This window comes from Psychrobacillus sp. FSL K6-1415, from assembly GCF_038003185.1.
Lineage (GTDB): Bacteria > Bacillota > Bacilli > Bacillales_A > Planococcaceae > Psychrobacillus > Psychrobacillus psychrodurans.
The window spans coordinates 3,789,251-3,805,062 of sequence record NZ_JBBOOQ010000001.1 but is presented as its reverse complement, the minus strand read 5'-3'; the positions used below and the strand labels follow the sequence as shown (position 1 = coordinate 3,805,062).

14 protein-coding genes and 1 pseudogene are annotated in these 15,812 nt (G+C 37.3%); 10 read left to right on the top strand and 5 right to left on the bottom strand.

What is annotated here, in order from left to right:
* Window positions 1-2 precede the first annotated feature (2 nt).
* On the top strand, window positions 3-1,379 hold the full coding sequence (fumC, locus tag MKY60_RS18655; RefSeq protein ID WP_093495658.1) for a class II fumarate hydratase: 1,377 nt from the start codon (window positions 3-5) through the stop codon (window positions 1,377-1,379).
* Window positions 1,380-1,812: 433 nt separating this feature from the next.
* On the top strand, window positions 1,813-2,304 hold the full coding sequence (locus MKY60_RS18650; protein ID WP_093495657.1) for a PCYCGC motif-containing (lipo)protein: 492 nt from the start codon (window positions 1,813-1,815) through the stop codon (window positions 2,302-2,304).
* Between the two features lie 108 nt (window positions 2,305-2,412).
* Here the strand turns inward: MKY60_RS18650 and MKY60_RS18645 are convergent, their stop codons facing one another.
* Both MKY60_RS18645 and MKY60_RS18640 read right to left on the bottom strand, forming a co-directional pair.
* On the bottom strand, window positions 2,413-3,291 hold the full coding sequence (locus MKY60_RS18645; RefSeq protein WP_093495656.1) for a DUF3298 and DUF4163 domain-containing protein: 879 nt from the start codon (window positions 3,289-3,291) through the stop codon (window positions 2,413-2,415).
* On the bottom strand, window positions 3,288-3,785 hold the full coding sequence (locus MKY60_RS18640) for an RNA polymerase sigma factor (RefSeq protein ID WP_093495655.1): 498 nt from the start codon (window positions 3,783-3,785) through the stop codon (window positions 3,288-3,290). The genes MKY60_RS18645 and MKY60_RS18640 overlap by 4 nt, the downstream gene beginning before the upstream one ends.
* A gap of 191 nt (window positions 3,786-3,976) precedes the next feature.
* Between MKY60_RS18640 and MKY60_RS18635 the strand changes: the two genes are divergently transcribed.
* The 5 genes and pseudogenes from MKY60_RS18635 (at window position 3,977) to MKY60_RS18615 (ending at window position 8,905) form a co-directional block, all read left to right on the top strand.
* On the top strand, window positions 3,977-4,354 hold the full coding sequence (locus MKY60_RS18635; protein WP_093495654.1) for a GntR family transcriptional regulator: 378 nt from the start codon (window positions 3,977-3,979) through the stop codon (window positions 4,352-4,354).
* Window positions 4,351-5,222, top strand: a pseudogene (locus MKY60_RS18630) (ATP-binding cassette domain-containing protein). The gene MKY60_RS18635 and the pseudogene MKY60_RS18630 overlap by 4 nt, the downstream one beginning before the upstream one ends.
* A gap of 1 nt (window position 5,223) precedes the next feature.
* Complete coding sequence (locus MKY60_RS18625; RefSeq protein ID WP_340880606.1) at window positions 5,224-6,006, top strand: hypothetical protein; 783 nt, start codon at window positions 5,224-5,226, stop codon at window positions 6,004-6,006.
* Between the two features lie 917 nt (window positions 6,007-6,923).
* Window positions 6,924-7,613 (top strand): ABC transporter ATP-binding protein, encoded by a 690-nt coding sequence (locus MKY60_RS18620; RefSeq protein ID WP_340930899.1) that lies wholly within the window; start codon window positions 6,924-6,926, stop codon window positions 7,611-7,613.
* The gene (locus MKY60_RS18615) at window positions 7,613-8,905 is read left to right on the top strand and encodes an ABC transporter permease (RefSeq protein WP_340930898.1); all 1,293 of its coding nucleotides are present in this window, start codon (window positions 7,613-7,615) and stop codon (window positions 8,903-8,905) included. Before MKY60_RS18620 ends, MKY60_RS18615 begins: the two co-directional genes overlap by 1 nt.
* Before the next feature lie 780 nt (window positions 8,906-9,685).
* On the opposite strand, the gene MKY60_RS18610 is transcribed toward MKY60_RS18615, so the two are convergent.
* The 3 genes from MKY60_RS18610 to nhaC are packed head-to-tail and all read right to left on the bottom strand — an operon-like array spanning window position 9,686 to window position 12,583.
* A complete protein-coding gene (locus MKY60_RS18610; protein WP_340930897.1) occupies window positions 9,686-9,952 on the bottom strand; it encodes a hypothetical protein in 267 nt (88 codons plus the stop codon).
* 34 nt (window positions 9,953-9,986) lie between these two features.
* Window positions 9,987-11,150, bottom strand: a complete 1,164-nt coding sequence (locus MKY60_RS18605) for a class I SAM-dependent methyltransferase (RefSeq protein ID WP_093495648.1) — start codon at window positions 11,148-11,150, stop codon at window positions 9,987-9,989.
* 53 nt (window positions 11,151-11,203) lie between these two features.
* Window positions 11,204-12,583, bottom strand: coding sequence for a Na+/H+ antiporter NhaC (gene nhaC, locus MKY60_RS18600; RefSeq protein ID WP_093495647.1), 1,380 nt, complete (start codon window positions 12,581-12,583; stop codon window positions 11,204-11,206).
* A 173-nt stretch (window positions 12,584-12,756) separates the two neighbouring features.
* Here nhaC and MKY60_RS18595 point away from each other — a divergent pair, with 173 nt between their 5' ends.
* The 3 genes from MKY60_RS18595 to MKY60_RS18585 all read left to right on the top strand — a co-directional run bounded on the left by MKY60_RS18595 (window position 12,757) and on the right by MKY60_RS18585 (window position 15,812).
* Entirely contained in the window at window positions 12,757-14,388 is a 1,632-nt protein-coding gene (locus MKY60_RS18595) for an AMP-binding protein (RefSeq protein ID WP_245402408.1), read from the top strand.
* A 68-nt stretch (window positions 14,389-14,456) separates the two neighbouring features.
* Window positions 14,457-14,969, top strand: a complete 513-nt coding sequence (locus MKY60_RS18590) for an RDD family protein (RefSeq protein ID WP_340930896.1) — start codon at window positions 14,457-14,459, stop codon at window positions 14,967-14,969.
* A 96-nt stretch (window positions 14,970-15,065) separates the two neighbouring features.
* Entirely contained in the window at window positions 15,066-15,812 is a 747-nt protein-coding gene (locus tag MKY60_RS18585) for a VOC family protein (protein WP_340930895.1), read from the top strand.

Sequence of the window (15,812 nt, the reverse complement as noted above, 5' to 3'; positions counted from 1 at the left end):
TAATGTCTTATCGTATTGAGCACGACTCTATGGGAGAAATTAATGTTCCGGAAGATAGTCTTTGGGGAGCACAAACGCAAAGATCCAAACATAACTTTAAAATTGGTACGGAAAAGATGCCAATTGGCGTAATTCATGGTTTAGCCCTTTTAAAAAAATCTGCCGCAATCGTTAGTCATTCGCTAGGAAATCTATCAGAAGCAAAAAAAGATGCTATTGCAAAAGCAGCAGATGAAATACTAGCCGGAAAACTAGATGCGCATTTTCCGTTAGTTGTTTGGCAAACGGGTAGTGGTACCCAGTCCAATATGAATGTAAATGAAGTTATTGCTCGTAGAGGAAACCAATTACTTGAGGAAAGAGGGAGCGAAGAACGTCTTCATCCAAACGACGATGTAAATAAATCACAAAGTTCAAATGATACGTTCCCAACAGCCCTGCATATTGCTGGAGTGCTTTCAGTAGAGAACCAGCTACTACCAGCAATCGATGTACTAAAGGAAACGCTTGGAAAAAAATCTGAGCAATTTATGGATATTATCAAAATTGGGCGTACACATTTACAAGATGCAACACCTCTTTCGCTTGGGCAAGAGTTTAGTGGTTGGCATAGAATGCTGGAAAAATCAGCGAAAATGATTTCGCAAAGTGTAGAAGATATGAAGGAACTTGCAATTGGTGGTACAGCTGTTGGAACTGGGTTAAATGCACCAAAAGGCTTTGGAGATCAAGTAGCGGCTGAAATTTCTAAGGCACTTGGTATAGAATTTACATCTGCTAAAAACAAATTTCATTCTTTAACAAGCTATGATGATGTTGTTTACGTACATGGAGCAGTAAAAGCATTAGCTGCAGACTTGATGAAAATTGCGAATGATGTACGCTTACTTGCAAGTGGTCCACGTTCTGGAATTGGTGAAATCTCTATTCCAGAAAATGAACCTGGAAGCTCCATTATGCCTGGAAAAGTAAATCCGACGCAAAGTGAAGCGATGACAATGGTTGTTGCACAAGTGATGGGAAATGACACAACTATTAGCTTTGCTGCAAGCCAAGGGAATTATCAATTGAATGTATTTAAACCGGTGATCATTCACAACTTCCTACAATCAGTTGGCTTATTAAGTGATGCAATTCTAAGCTTTAATAATAACTGCGCAGTTGGAATTGAACCTAACCTTGATACGATAAAGCATCACGTAGATAACTCACTAATGCTCGTTACTGCATTGAATCCCTATATCGGATATGAAAATGCAGCTAAGATTGCAAAACATGCCCATAAAAATGGCACAACATTAAAAGAGGCGGCTATTGAGTTAGACTTACTGACTGCGGATAAATTTGATGAAATTGTCATACCTGAAAATATGATTTAAGTGGATGAAAGAAAAGTAACAGAAACCGTCCTGTAAAGGGATGCAAGCGCCTGAGTAAGCACCGACAAGCGCTGGAAGAATTGTAATAAAGGCGATCTTTTCCTTTGTTTGTAAGTCTGAAGCGACTCGAGGTGCTAGGCATCTGAAGCTAGACAGAGAGAAAAGCGCAAGCGCCTGAGTAAGCACCGACAAGCGCTGGAAGAATTGCAATAAAGGCGATCTTTGCCTTTATTTGCAAGTCTGAAGCGACTCGAGGTGCTAGGCGTCTGAAGCTAGACAGAGAGAAAAGCGCAAGCGCCTGAGTAAGCACCGACAAGCGCTGGAAGAATTGTAATAAAGGCGATCTTTGCCTTTGTTTGCAAGTCTGAAGCGACTCGAGGTGCTAGGCGTCTGAAGCTAGACAGATAATAAATAAAAAGGATTGTTTTCTTATATGAAAAAAACATTATTTATTCTACTTGCTTGTATATTATTGTTGTCCGCATGTGGACAGGAAAATAAGAAGGAAAACCATGAAGAACATGAGAATCACGTAGGTCATCTAGAAAATGGAGATTTACAGGAAACAACAGAATCAACAGACATATTGCCTGCTTTCTTAGATACACAGTCTGAGGATATGAAGCTTGTCTATCAAGCTGCTGCAAAGGCCAATGATGTACTCAAATGGATGCCTTGCTACTGTGGCTGCGGAGATAGTGCAGATCACAAAAATAATTTCAACTGCTTCGTCCATGAAATCAAAGAAAATGGAGAAGTCGTTTGGGATGATCATGGAACTCGTTGTGCGGCCTGCCTAGAGACGGCAATCACTTCCATCCAAATGATCCAAGAAGGAAAGTCACTAGTAGAAATTCGCAATACAATTGATGAAACGTATAAAGATGGTTATGCTACTCCAACTGATACGCCAATGCCTTCTTAAATAAAAAACTGCTCCTTTTCACAATCTCTTGTGAAGGAGCAGTTTTTTGTGAGTGTGAGTTTTAAAATCGGTAGAATTAAATAGAAAATCGGTCAAATATCATTAGAATCACTTAATATAATAATCACTGATTAGCTCATCCTTTATGACATCAGTTGGTATCTCAAATGTAATAACCCCCATATAACCAGGAGCGACCTCGTATTTATCAAAAGAAATCGTTAGCTTATGGTCTGCAGTAATAGAAAATGTCTGATCGGGACGAATGGATTCAAAACCAATTTCTTCTTCACTGGCAATCCAATACATGTTCATTTCGTCTTCAGCCATCTGTTTTGTCATTTCTCCTTTAATATAAGTGGAGATTGTCTCGATGTATCCTTGGTCGTCTTTAAATAGACTAGGTAATGTGATGAGTACTTCATTTTTCTTATCGATTGTATCTGTTCTCATAGTAGTTGATGAAGAACCTACTATATTCGCCTCGTAACGGCTAATCGAGAGAATCTCATCTGTATCTGTCACTACTTCATAAGTAGATACGACACCAAGATGGCCGCCACCAACCTCTTTCTGGGCTTCCATCTCTTTTTGAAAGCTTTCATAAAGTGCTTTATTTTCTGCAATATACTTTTCGTTCAAGCTATTTTCTAGCTCTTTATTAGTTAAACCAGTTACATTTGGTACTTTTAAATCTGCGTTGTAAGTGTCTTCATCTATAGTGATTTCCTGTATCGATATGACTTGAACGATGGAGCCAAGAATAGGCACTGTCGACAATGATTGAGCAAGAGCTGGGTTTATATTGACACTCGCTATAAAAATTGCTGCAGCAGCAACAAATCCAATTCCAAACTTTTTGAAAGACGGCATTTTTCTCGATTGTTCCTTTTTTGCATTTTGAATGGATTTACTTACTACTTGCTGCAGTTCTGTTGGGATTTCAATATCATCATACTGTTTTTTAGATTCATGTAACTTACTCATACCTTCACCTTCTCTTCCATATTCGTGCGTAATTTCCTTAAAGCTGCATATAATCTTGTTTTAATTGTATTTTGGTTTACACCAAGTGTTGCTGCAATATCCTCTATTTTCATATCCTCAAAAAAACGAAGTATAATCAGTGTTTTCTGTCTGGGTGTTAAATGATCGATTGCCTCGTAAAGGTCGATATCTGGTACATCCATTTCGTGGGAGGGTAAATGAAAGTCTAAAACTTCATCCTCCACTACAATCATTCGCTTGTTTTTATGAATAAAATCTATGGAAGTATTTATTAAAATACGGTAAAACCACGTTTTCAAATACCCGATTTGCTCAAGGGAATCAATTGATCTTAAAGCTTTCAAAATACTGTCTTGAATAATATCAAGTGCAGATTCCTTATTTTTTACATAGCTATAGGCGAGTCGGTAATGGGCATTTTGGTTTTCAATTATATAGTTTTCCACTAGTTTAAACTTTTCTGATTTTGTCATGACAGAGGTGTGCTCCTTTTTCTAACTATAACGTTCGAACGTATTAAATATTAGACGGGGTTAGGCAGAAGAAAGTTTGACTTTTATTTATTTTATAGGTAATGTACCTGCTTGACGAAAAATACTCCACCTGTTATGGTTATATACATAAGTGTATAACCATATAAGTGATAAGGAGAGAGGTTATTGTAATGAGCACACTTTTCGACCATGACAAACCGATCTATCTGCAAATACGAGAAAAAATTGAAGATCAAATTGTAAACGATCAACTAAAAGAGGGAGAGCAGGCTCCTTCTACGAATCAATTAGTTAGCTTTTACAAAATTAATCATGCAACTGTATCAAAAGGGATCAATCAATTAGTGGAAGAAGGAATATTATTTAAAAAGCGAGGGATAGGAATGTTCGTAGCAGATGGAGCAAAAGGAGTGTTAGTCCAAAATCGGAAAGACGCATTCGTAGATGATTATATTGTGGGTCTAGTGAGAGAAGCTGAGAAATTAGGTATAACTGAAAAAGAAATCGTTCAGCTAATAAGCAAAGTGAAAAGGAGTGATTCAGAATGACTTTAAATGTTTTAGTAAACAATTTGAGCTTAACATATGGTTCTTACCCCGCATTAAAGGATGTTTCGTTTATGTTGAATGAACCAAAAATTTACGGGTTATTAGGAAGAAATGGAGCTGGAAAAACATCTCTACTGTCTATCTTGGCATCGTACCAAGAGCAAACGAGTGGCGCTATCACAATAGGTGGCGAGATTCCATTTGAGAATGCAAAAATTATGCAGGATGTATCTTTCATTTTCAGTAAGGACTATAAGGATGAATCAGATAATGTAAAAGAAGCATTAAAGTATGTAGCACGATATCGTTCACAGTTTGATTTGAAATACGCTGAATATTTAGTGGGAAAGTTTAAACTTCCATTGAAAAAACCGATTAAAGAATTTTCAAAGGGTATGCAATCCGCTTTAAATGTAACGATCGGTTTAGCAAGCAGATCTCCAATCACGATATTTGATGAGGCTTATCTTGGAATGGATGCCCCACTAGAGATATATTTTACCGTGAACTGCTAGAAGATCAATCAAACCATCCACGCATTATTATACTATCTACACATCTAGTATCCGAAATGGATTATTTGTTTGATGAAGTAATCATTTTGCATAAAGGGAGCATCGTGTTGCAAGAGGATTTTGAATCACTAATAACAAAAGGGTCCTCCATAACAGGAGCGGCAGAGGTTGTAGATGAATTTGTACTGTCGATGAAACAGCTTAATACACAACAATTGGGTAATACAAAGTCCGTTATGGTATACGGAGAACTGAATGATCGTGATCGAAAAGTAGCTCAGCAAAAGGGCCTTGAGGTTGGTCCAATTTCACTACAAGATCTGTTTATACATTTGACAGAGGGGGATGATTAAGTTGAAAAAAGCATCGATTTTTTCAAAGGTAGCAACGGACTTATTCTGGGTTCAATTGTTTTGGGCATTCGGCTTCTTGGGAATAATGTTAGCTATTCATGTAGTAAAAGTAGTTTTAGCTATAAACAGTGATAATGATATAGAAGTGTATTTTGTCTCGACATTTGTAGCTGCTAATATATTTATGCTTGTTATAGGAATTATCTCATCTTATGGACTTTTGCCTCACTATGTCAGTAATGGGGTGACGAGAAAAGATTACTTTAAAGGAGCTACGTTTGCTGCTGTAGGCCTTTCTATTGCACTTCCAGTGATTACAAGCATAGTTTCTGTTATTGAATTATTTATCTTGAAAATATTTAATATGTCTACTATATTCACGACCACTTTTGGAGAAAGAGTTAACATGGAAGATGACGGGATAATCGCTGAAATCATTCAATCCATTATTATAGCTCCATACGTCGACCCTCAAAGTAACTGGTTATTAGCGATATTCATTGTTATTTTAAACCTCTTAACGTTTTATCTACTAGGTTGGTTAATAGGTAGTGCATTCTATCGTTTTGGTGTGATAGTCGGTATAGTGTTTATCGGAGTTTCAATTGTCTTGGCACTTTTAGAAAATGCATTATTAAGCATAGGGTTAGGACTGACAGTACCAGACAGATTCTCTTCCTATGATTTTTCGTTACCAATAGCAATACTAGGTGTAGTAGTAATAATTTTCATAGTTCTATGGCTCATTCGCCAGCTTACAAAAAGAGTGGCTATTAAAATATAATAAAGTGATGAAAGTGTACGAAGTGAAAACTTTGTGCACTTTTTTATTTTACAGTATAGTAAACCCCATTATTCTTATGAACACTGGGTTCATGGGACTATGGAGAAGGAATAATCCTACTGATTTCCGTTTCATGTGGACGCTTTCCGCGGGCGAGGCCGAGCCTCCTCGTACCTGTGGGGTCTCGACTTTCTCGCTTATCCCGCTGGAGTCGCCACATTCCACTTCAATCAACAAGTGTGTAGCCTTCCATTATAAGATTGGGCAAAGCCTATCGCTTAGATGGAAAGAGTGGTCCAATTTTATTTATGCTGTCATCTAATGTTAAATGCGGGCAGTAAAATTTCTTTGTAATAGCATCCATTTCACATTATTTATTTCCAATTATATGATGAAATAGTAAGCGCTATTGACTTCAATTATCCGTTTACATCAGGTGCATGGTTAATTGGAGCACAGGACGGCGACTCCAGTGGGAACAGTGCGAGCTGAAGAACCTGGACGGAGCTAGCGAAAATCTTTTTTGCGACGAGCTTGCGCAGGAGCAACGGAAACTGCTGAAGCCGTGCCCACGGAAAGCGTCCGCCCTTCGCTACACTCAACGGCATATATATAGATTTCTGTTTTTAAAGGACAAGAGGAGTCTTTTTATTTGGTTTTTATTAATTTTATTGTTCAGCTGTCAGGCGCTTTCACATTTCACTGTGTCCAGTTCCGGACGCCAGCCTCTCGAGTCGTTTCAGAATGTCGGATAAAGGCAAAGGACGCCTTTACCGTCATTCTTCCAACGCTTGTCGAGTCTATCGGGCATCCTTCACATTTCGGGCTATCTTAAGAATTTCTTCATTTTTATCCTTCTAGAATGTTAAGAAATGGTGGGTACAATGAGTGGAGTAGCGAAATAGGAGGGTCAATAAATGATACATGTTAAGCAAGTGAATCATACATTTCTAATAGGAAAAAAAGGAAAAGAGAAGAAAGTGCCGGTTTTGAAAGGGCTATCGTTCGACGTGAAGCAGGGAGAAATCGTGGCGATTGTAGGGAAAAGTGGCTCTGGTAAGTCTACTTTACTTCATACGATAGCAGGATTTATGAGTCCAGAACAAGGCTCAATTACAGTAAATGGACAAGAAACAGCTAATTTAAATGAAACTGAAAGAGCAGCGTTTCGCTTAAACAATTTTGGCTTCATCTTTCAAAATTTTCAACTGATGCCTGGATTAACAGCTTTTGAAAATGTAGAGCTTCCACTAAAACTAAAGGGTATATCCCCGAAAAAAAGGAAAGCAAGTGTCGGGCAAATGATGGACAAGGTGGGGTTAACGGAGGTTGGAGACCATTATCCCAACGAATTATCTGGGGGGCAACAGCAACGTGTAAGTATTGCGCGTGCCTTAATAACAAACCCACCCATCCTATTTGCAGATGAGCCAACGGGGAGCCTAGATTCCGAAACTGAGCAAGATATTTTATTGCTAATACAAAATTTAAATAAAACACTAGGAGTAACGTTTGTGATGATCACACACGACGAGGAAGTGGCAAGCATTGCACATAGAACCTTTAAAATGCGTGACGGGGAATTAGTGAAGGAGGACGTTCTATAATGTTATTTAAAGATCAGGTCGACTTTGTTCGCCAACATATTAAGAAAAATAAACTACGTGTATTTATGACAGTACTAGCGGCTACTATGGGTTGTGCATTTTTAATCGTATTAGCTTCCATTGGATTTGGTATACAAGACACGATGCGAGAGGAAATCCTACAAGATCAAGCTATCACAGAAGTGGAAGTTTACCCGAATGAAAATGAAGAGTTAAATCTAGAAGAAATTAAAACTGTTCCGTATGTTGGTGCAATCGTTCAAAGAACAAGCATGGATATTATGACAAGCTTTCATTTGGAGAATCGTACAATACAAGGGAATTTGCAGTTAACTGATATAAAAGAGGAAGAACAGTCAAACCTTAAATTATCAGAAGGTCGATTACCGCAAAATGAATCCGAAATAATAGTAGGGTATCACTTTGCGCAGAATTTATGGACAGATGCAGAACGAGCAAAAGTAGAGGAAGTAGGAGAAGAGGAGGATCTACCAAAGGGGTATGAAAAGTCGATTATAGGTAAAACAGTTTCATTATCATTACAACCATATGATTCTGAAGAAGCATTCCCCGAACAATGGGATTTTAAGGTAGTAGGAGTAACTGATAATCCAGCGAAAGATTGGATTGTAGATCAAAGTATTTTAATGGATAAATCCTGGTTACCGGAATTAACGGGAGCTTATGAAGCAAATGAAGAAGGAATTCCCGAAGACTTTACTTATACGACCACAAAAATCTATACATCTAGTTTAGAACATGTGAAATCAGTAACAAAAGATTTAAAGGATATGGGCTATAATGTATATTCTGTTTCAGAGCAATTAGAGCAAATCGATGTGTTCTTTATGGCGTTTAAAATTGGACTAATATTCGTTGGAACTATTGCAATTCTTATATCATCTATTGGTATTTTCAACACAATGACAATGGCTGTAACCGAACGAACTCGTGAAATTGGTGTGATGAAAGCAATTGGAGCTAGCCCAAAGCTGATTCAACGATTGTTCTTAATGGAAAGTGCATGGATTGGAATAATTGGTACTGTGCTGGCGGTCGTTATTTCATACGTAGTGAGTTACCTAGCTAACTGGCTTCTTCCGATGGTTATTGGGGCTGCATTAGGGGAGGATGGACTTGAAGACTTATCTATTACATTTTCATTAATCCCGTGGCAACTAGTAGTTTTAGCGTCTGCTATTAGTATCGGAGTAGCAATGATTTCTGGTTGGAGACCAGCTCGCAAAGCAACTAAGATTGATGTGATTCAAGCATTACGTCAGGAACTATAAAAGAAAGTATATAAAATGTAGTATGAATACTGAGTTCATGGGACTTAAAAGAATGAATAATACTACTGATTTCCGTTTCAGGTGGACGCTTTCCGCGGGCGAGCCTCCTCGTTCGCTACGCTCCTTGAGGGGTCTCGACTTTCTCGCTTTTCCCGCTGGAGTCGCCACCTTCCACTACTATCAATATAATGTGTAGTACTTAACTATAAGATATTGCAAATCCTATCGCTTAGATGATAAGAGTAATCAAAATTAATATAGGGATAAAACCGTCTGTGGAATTAGGAATACTATTCTGTCATGAAGAAGGAAGAAAGTAGATTTTTTTATTCTATTGGAAATACACAGTGAAATAATAAGTGTTCACTAAATAAAGAAGCGAAATAGCGAACGAAATTGTATCTTCGAGAGCTTTCTCTACGAATAGGAAAGTATTTTTTCTCTAGTTACCCAAAAACGTGCTTACCTGTTTCTAAGAGTTGTAGAAGGGCGACGGACAGATAAAGTGAAACTTCAATAAGTGGGGCTTCATCCCCCACTTATTGTTAGTTGAACCATTCGGGCTTTAACGGGCAGTTATCTACTGCCCGTTAATGCGGGACAAAAGCCATTAGATTAATGAAAAAAAGGGATGCTGGATGGTTGTGGCGAACGTCACAACCAACCAGCATCCCTAAAAATTCCCTCGTTAATCATATAGTAAAATGTCTGTCCAAAGCCCTTCGGAAACGATAGAAACAGGTTTTAGACTTAAACTAGACGTCTATTTGCCAGTTTTTCCTATCTGGAAATCGTAAAATAAGCAATAAAAAGTACAAATACAACTCCAGCATTTATTAAATTATATTTAGTCCTTGATATCGTTTGATCAAATTTATTAGACTTATTTATTAACACAATACCAAGATAAGTAACGAAAATTGCCAAGAATAAAGCGAAAATAGGTTGCATTGCATAAACACGAGCATCAATAAAATGCACAACGATTATTGCAATGGCCATAGCTACACCATAAGCAACTTTTTTAATTGTTGGTTCTTTCATCATAAGATCCTCCGGCGGTATAGTATTTCATGCGATATCAATTCAAATAATCCTTCAATTCATTCTCCAAAAACGGCTTTGCATTCAGCATTTGTTTAAATTGCTGATAACTGGCCATTTGTTCAGAAGTAGGTTTTTTGCCCGTCTTATAAGCACGTATCAATATGTTCTTTGGTGTGTTTTCCATATCGATAAACTCAACTAATTGTGCCTCGTATCCAACCATATTCAAAATCTCTGCTCGAATGGAATCCGTTGCTAGAGCAGCAAAACGTTCTTTTATTAGGCCATGTTTTAACATAATATGAAGCCCTGGTGCATCTAGCTGTGTATTTAATTCATGCTGGCAGCAAGGTACACTTAAAATTACGTTTGCATTCCATTTGACAGCTCTTGAAAGTGCCATATCTGTTGCAACATCGCAGGCATGAAGCGTGACAACCATATCGACAGCAGTTTCGTCGTTGTAGTCGTTAATATCTCCTACTAGAAACTCTAACTGATCGTATTCTAAATCAGCGGCAATTTTTGCACACTCTTCAATAACTTCCTTTTTCAAATCAAGTCCAGTAACCCGAATATCAAGCTCTTTTTCGATTTTCAAATAATGATACAATGCGAATGTTAAATAAGATTTACCAGATCCAAAATCGAGAATTCGAACGGTTTTATCTTTTGGCAAGTAGGCTAGTGTATCATCTATAAACTCGATGAACCGATTTATTTGCTTAAACTTATCATACTTTTGCTTTTTGACTTTTCCGTCAGGTGTCTGAACACCTAATCGAATAAGAAATGGGTATGGTGTATTTTCATCCAACAAATAATTCTTTTTACGGTTATGGGATAGGTCTACCGTTTTGGTGTCTATTGCTTTCTCGGATTTCCAAATGACTTTGTTTTTCTTAGAAAGCTGAGCCTGTACTTTTTCCGCTTTGAAATCTATATGAAGTTGACGGAACTGTTCTAAGAGTTCATCTAATTTCTCTGTAAAAGCATTTAATGTGATATTTTCATGCTTTAACACTCGTTCATATTGGTATTCTAGCTGGATATGATAGGTGTTTTTTATCTCAATCGGTTTTAATTTAACACGTTTCACTTCATTTGACTTTGCGCGTGGTTGACTAATGGTTGCGCTGACTAACTGCTTCGTTCCTATTTGCTCAAGCAAGTATTCTTTCATTTCCTGAAATTCCATAATATCGCCTACTTTTTCCGTGATGTACTTGGAAATAGTGTATCATATTGAACTCATTTATTATAAGTTAGTGTTTTACCAGTCAGTCCAAACAATATTGTGAGTACTGGACAAAGCAAACAGAAAAAGGCGAAAGGCAAGTAGTCGATGGTTGATACTGCTAATACATCTGTGATGAAAATTCCACATACACTCCAAGGGACCAGTGGATTTACAACAGTACCTGCATCCTCCATCACACGAGCCAGGTTTTTGTTTGCTAATCCGACTTTTTGGAAATGGGCTTGGAATGTTTCACCTGTCAATAAAATTGATAAGTATTGCTCTCCGATAAGTACATTCACACCAATAGCTGTAAAAGCCGTAGCTGAAATTACTTTTCCGACACTCTTTAGTAAACTCTCCACTTTCCGAAGTAAACTTTGCACGATGCCTAAAGTAAATAAAAGACCACCCATGCTCAGGGCCAGTAAAACAAGAGAGATAGTGAACATCATACTAGTCATTCCCCCTCTAGAAAGTAAGGAGTCAATCGCTGCTATACCTGTTTGGGATGTATAACCACTAAATAGGATGTTTAATACTTCACTTGCAGTAAAAAAATGATGGAAATATGCAACAGCTATTGCACAAGTAGAGGTCAATGCAAGAGCCAAAACAGCTGGTACTTTTTTAAAAGAAAGTACAATAAGTAAAGCTAAAGGCAGCAATGAATACCAATGAATCATCCCAGTTTGAAGTAGACCATCCTTTAGTGTATTTATCTGTTCTAGCTGCTGAATTTCCTTGCTAGGTGAAAGTATTATATAACCGATAATCGCTATAAAAAAAGCGGGAATTGTAGTCCATCCCATGTTTCGGATATGCTCAAATAAATCAACGCGAACAATGGCTGATGCTAGATTCGTTGTATCTGATAAGGGAGACATCTTATCACCGAAAAAGGCACCAGATACAACAGCCCCTGCAGTTATAGCCAATGAAATATCCATAGCACCTGCTATTCCGACAAATGCAACACCTATAGTTGCAACGGTTGTTAATGAACTTCCAATAGATAACCCAATGACGCAAGTAACTAAAAAGACAATTGCAAAGAAAAAATGTGGAGAAATGAATTGAAAACCTATATAAATAAGTGTTGGAATAGTTCCAGCAATCATCCAGCTACTTATTAAAATTCCTATAAAGAAAAAGATGAAAACTGCTCCAAGTCCCGTTTTAGCTCCTTCTATGAGACCTTCTTCCAATAAATTGAATGATACCTTTTTTATGAACCCATAAATGATTAAAAGTAAAATAGCAAATAGAATGGGCATATGAGGTACAGACTTAAATTCTATAATACAAACTGCCATTAAAGTAATGATTAGTAAAATAAGAAATAATGCCTCTTTAAAAGGAGGCGTAATCGTAGATGGAATTCGAAACATTATATAACCTCCTAAATAAATTTATACACTTCGTCAATTCAACGCTTTCAATCGTTAAAGTAATTAGGATTTTACCATGTTTCAACAGACTGTCAATTAGAAAAGGAAATGTCTATTTCATCAGAATTTTATGATAAAATAGAATATATATAAACCTCAAAGGGGTGATTGGTTTGTTAAATGAAAAAACAGTTGGGGAAATTGTTAAAGAAGCAGCAAGAAAATTTCCAGACACAGAAGCCTATGTATACCCAGAACTTGGTATCAGAAAAACTTATAAAGAATTTGATGAAGAAACAGATGAGCTTGCAAAAGCCTTTATCGGTATGGGTATTAAAAAAGGCGAGCATGTGGCAATTTGGTCGGATAATAAGAGAGAGTGGTTACTTAGCCAATTCGCAACTGGCAAAATGGGTGCAGTCCTAGTAACGGTAAACACAAATTATCAAGAGAAAGAACTGGAATACTTATTACAGCAATCTGATGCTACAACTCTCATATTATGCGAATCTTTTAAAGGAACTTCCTATTTAGATATTGTGCGAGCAGTGTGTCCGGAAATCACTACAGCAGAAAAAGGAAATATTCGATCAGAAAAATTACCATATTTTAAACGCGTCATTATAATGAGTGAGAATCATTATAAAGGTATGTATACTTGGTCGGAGCTATTATCTCATGCAGATAAGGTCACGGACGAAACACTAGAGAATTCTTTTAGGTCACTTCAAAATGATGAGGTGATTAATATTCAATATACTTCTGGAACAACTGGCTTTCCTAAAGGCGTTATGCTTTCACATAAAAACGTAGTAAATAACGGACAGCTTGTAGGCGACTATATATATTTGACAGAAAAAGATCGTCTTTGTATTCCAGTACCATTTTTCCATTGCTTTGGCTGTGTAATGGGAACAATCGCATCCGTTACACATGGGACCACAATGGTCGTTATCGAGCAGTTCGATCCAGGTAAAGTACTTCAAATGGTACAGGATGAAAAGTGTACAGCACTGCATGGAGTACCGACAATGTTCATCGCAGAATTGAATCACCCTGAATTTAAACAGTTTAAATTGAATACGCTGCGAACAGGTATTATGGCAGGTTCCATTTGTCCAATAGAAGTCATGAAAAAAGTGATGAATGAAATGGGCGCTACCGAAATAACTATAGCTTATGGACAAACCGAATCCTCACCAGTCATTACACAAACTAAAACGGATGATCCAATTGAGAAACGAGTGTCATCAGTTGGGAAACCACACCCAGGAGTTGAGGTTAAGATTATTGATCCAGTAACTGGGGAAGATACGCCAACAGGAGTTCCTGGTGAACTTTGTACTCGGGGTTATCTAGTGATGAAAGGCTATTATAAAAATGAACAAGCAACTGAGTCCGCAGTAGACAACAGTGGCTGGCTTCACACTGGGGATATAGCAGTCATGGATGAAGATGGATATATCGATATAACAGGACGTATCAAAGATATGGTCATCCGCGGTGGAGAAAACATCTATCCGAAAGAAGTGGAAGAATTTTTATATCAGCACCCTAAGGTCCAGGACGTACAGGTAGTTGGAGTGCCAGATCCAAAATACGGGGAAGAGCTTATGGCATGGGTTATCTTAAAAAATGGTCAGCAATTAACTTCTGATGAATTAAAGGAATACTGCAAAGGGAAAATTTCATTTCATAAAATACCGAAGTATATTGAGTTTATAGATGCATACCCAATGACAGCTTCAGGGAAAATCCAAAAGTTTCTCCTTCGAGAAATGTCGAAAGAGAAAACCGAGGCGTAATTCGAATTATTTCCTGGGAAATCGACAAGCTTATAAGAGAACAAATCCAATAGAAGGAGTAACTCTAAGTGAATGTAACTTTTATAATGCGTTTCAAAGCGTTTATGCTTGATTACTTGCTTATATTTGCCTATTTGGTTGTGCTTGCTATCTTCAATATATTAATATTTTCATCTGTACAAAGTTTATTTAATGGCTCACTTGTATTAGCACAATTTACAGGGTTTCTAATGGTGACTTTACCAGTTTCACTTTACTTTATTATTAGTGATTCAGTGATAGGGAGACAGACGTTTGGTAAGAGAAGAATGGGGATTAAGGTGGTTAATGAAAGAAATGAAACTCTTCCGATATTACATGCAATCTTAAGAACAATCCTGAAATTTCTACCTTGGGAGCTTTCGCATTATCTTGTTTATCGTCTTGTTTACCTCGGAGATGGAGAAGTACCGTTAAATTACTATATCGTTGGTGGAATTATCTATGCGCTTATGTTTGCATATATCCTAACAGCGCTATTTACTAAACGAAAAAGATCCCTTTATGATATTGTTGTCAAGACACAAGTTATTAAGGTTTAATGTTTTAAAAGATGAGAGCATCTGATTTGAAAATCGATGCTCATAACATTTATTGATATACTCATAATATGGGAATTATTGAATGGAGGTTCTACCTTGTATTTGGATCATATCGTTCATAGCGTTAAAAAAGAGCCAGGTGAAGTAGCTGGTGAATGGATCGAAAAAGGAATTCATGCAGCCGTGGGAGGCCAACATACTCAGTGGGGAACATATAATGCACTGCTTTATACAAGAACCAGCTATATTGAGTGGCTTGCTGTTGAGCATGAGGAAATTACAAAAATGGCCAAACACCCTTTAATAGATCTTATGCTCCATGACTTAAATTCGAGTGGAGCAGGGTTTAATACAATTTGCATTCGCACTACGACAATAGATAGTCTTTGTAATCAGCTGGAGGAGCGGGGTATAAAAACATCCGGAGTTCTACATGCTGAAAGGAAGACGACTAGTGGATTAGTACGTAAGTGGAAAATGCTATTTTTACAAGAAGAAATTAGTAATGATTTACCTTTACCGTTCTTTATAGAATGGGAGGAGAGCGATGAGACCAGATACCTTTTGCTTCAAGAGGATGGAACAATCGATAAAAGTAATTTGGAGCTATCTATTACTACTTGTGAGTTTCATGTTGGAAATCCGAGGGAAGTAATGGATAAGTGGAAAAGCTATTTTCAACTGATTGAAAAGGATGAACAAACATTACTTTTAGAAAATACACAATTAGTATTTAAACAAAATCTAAGTGAAACAAAAGAGCGACTTGTAAGCATCAATATCGATGGTTCTAATCTACATAAAGAAGTTACTTACGAGCAAGCAATCTATCGCTTTCTTTAA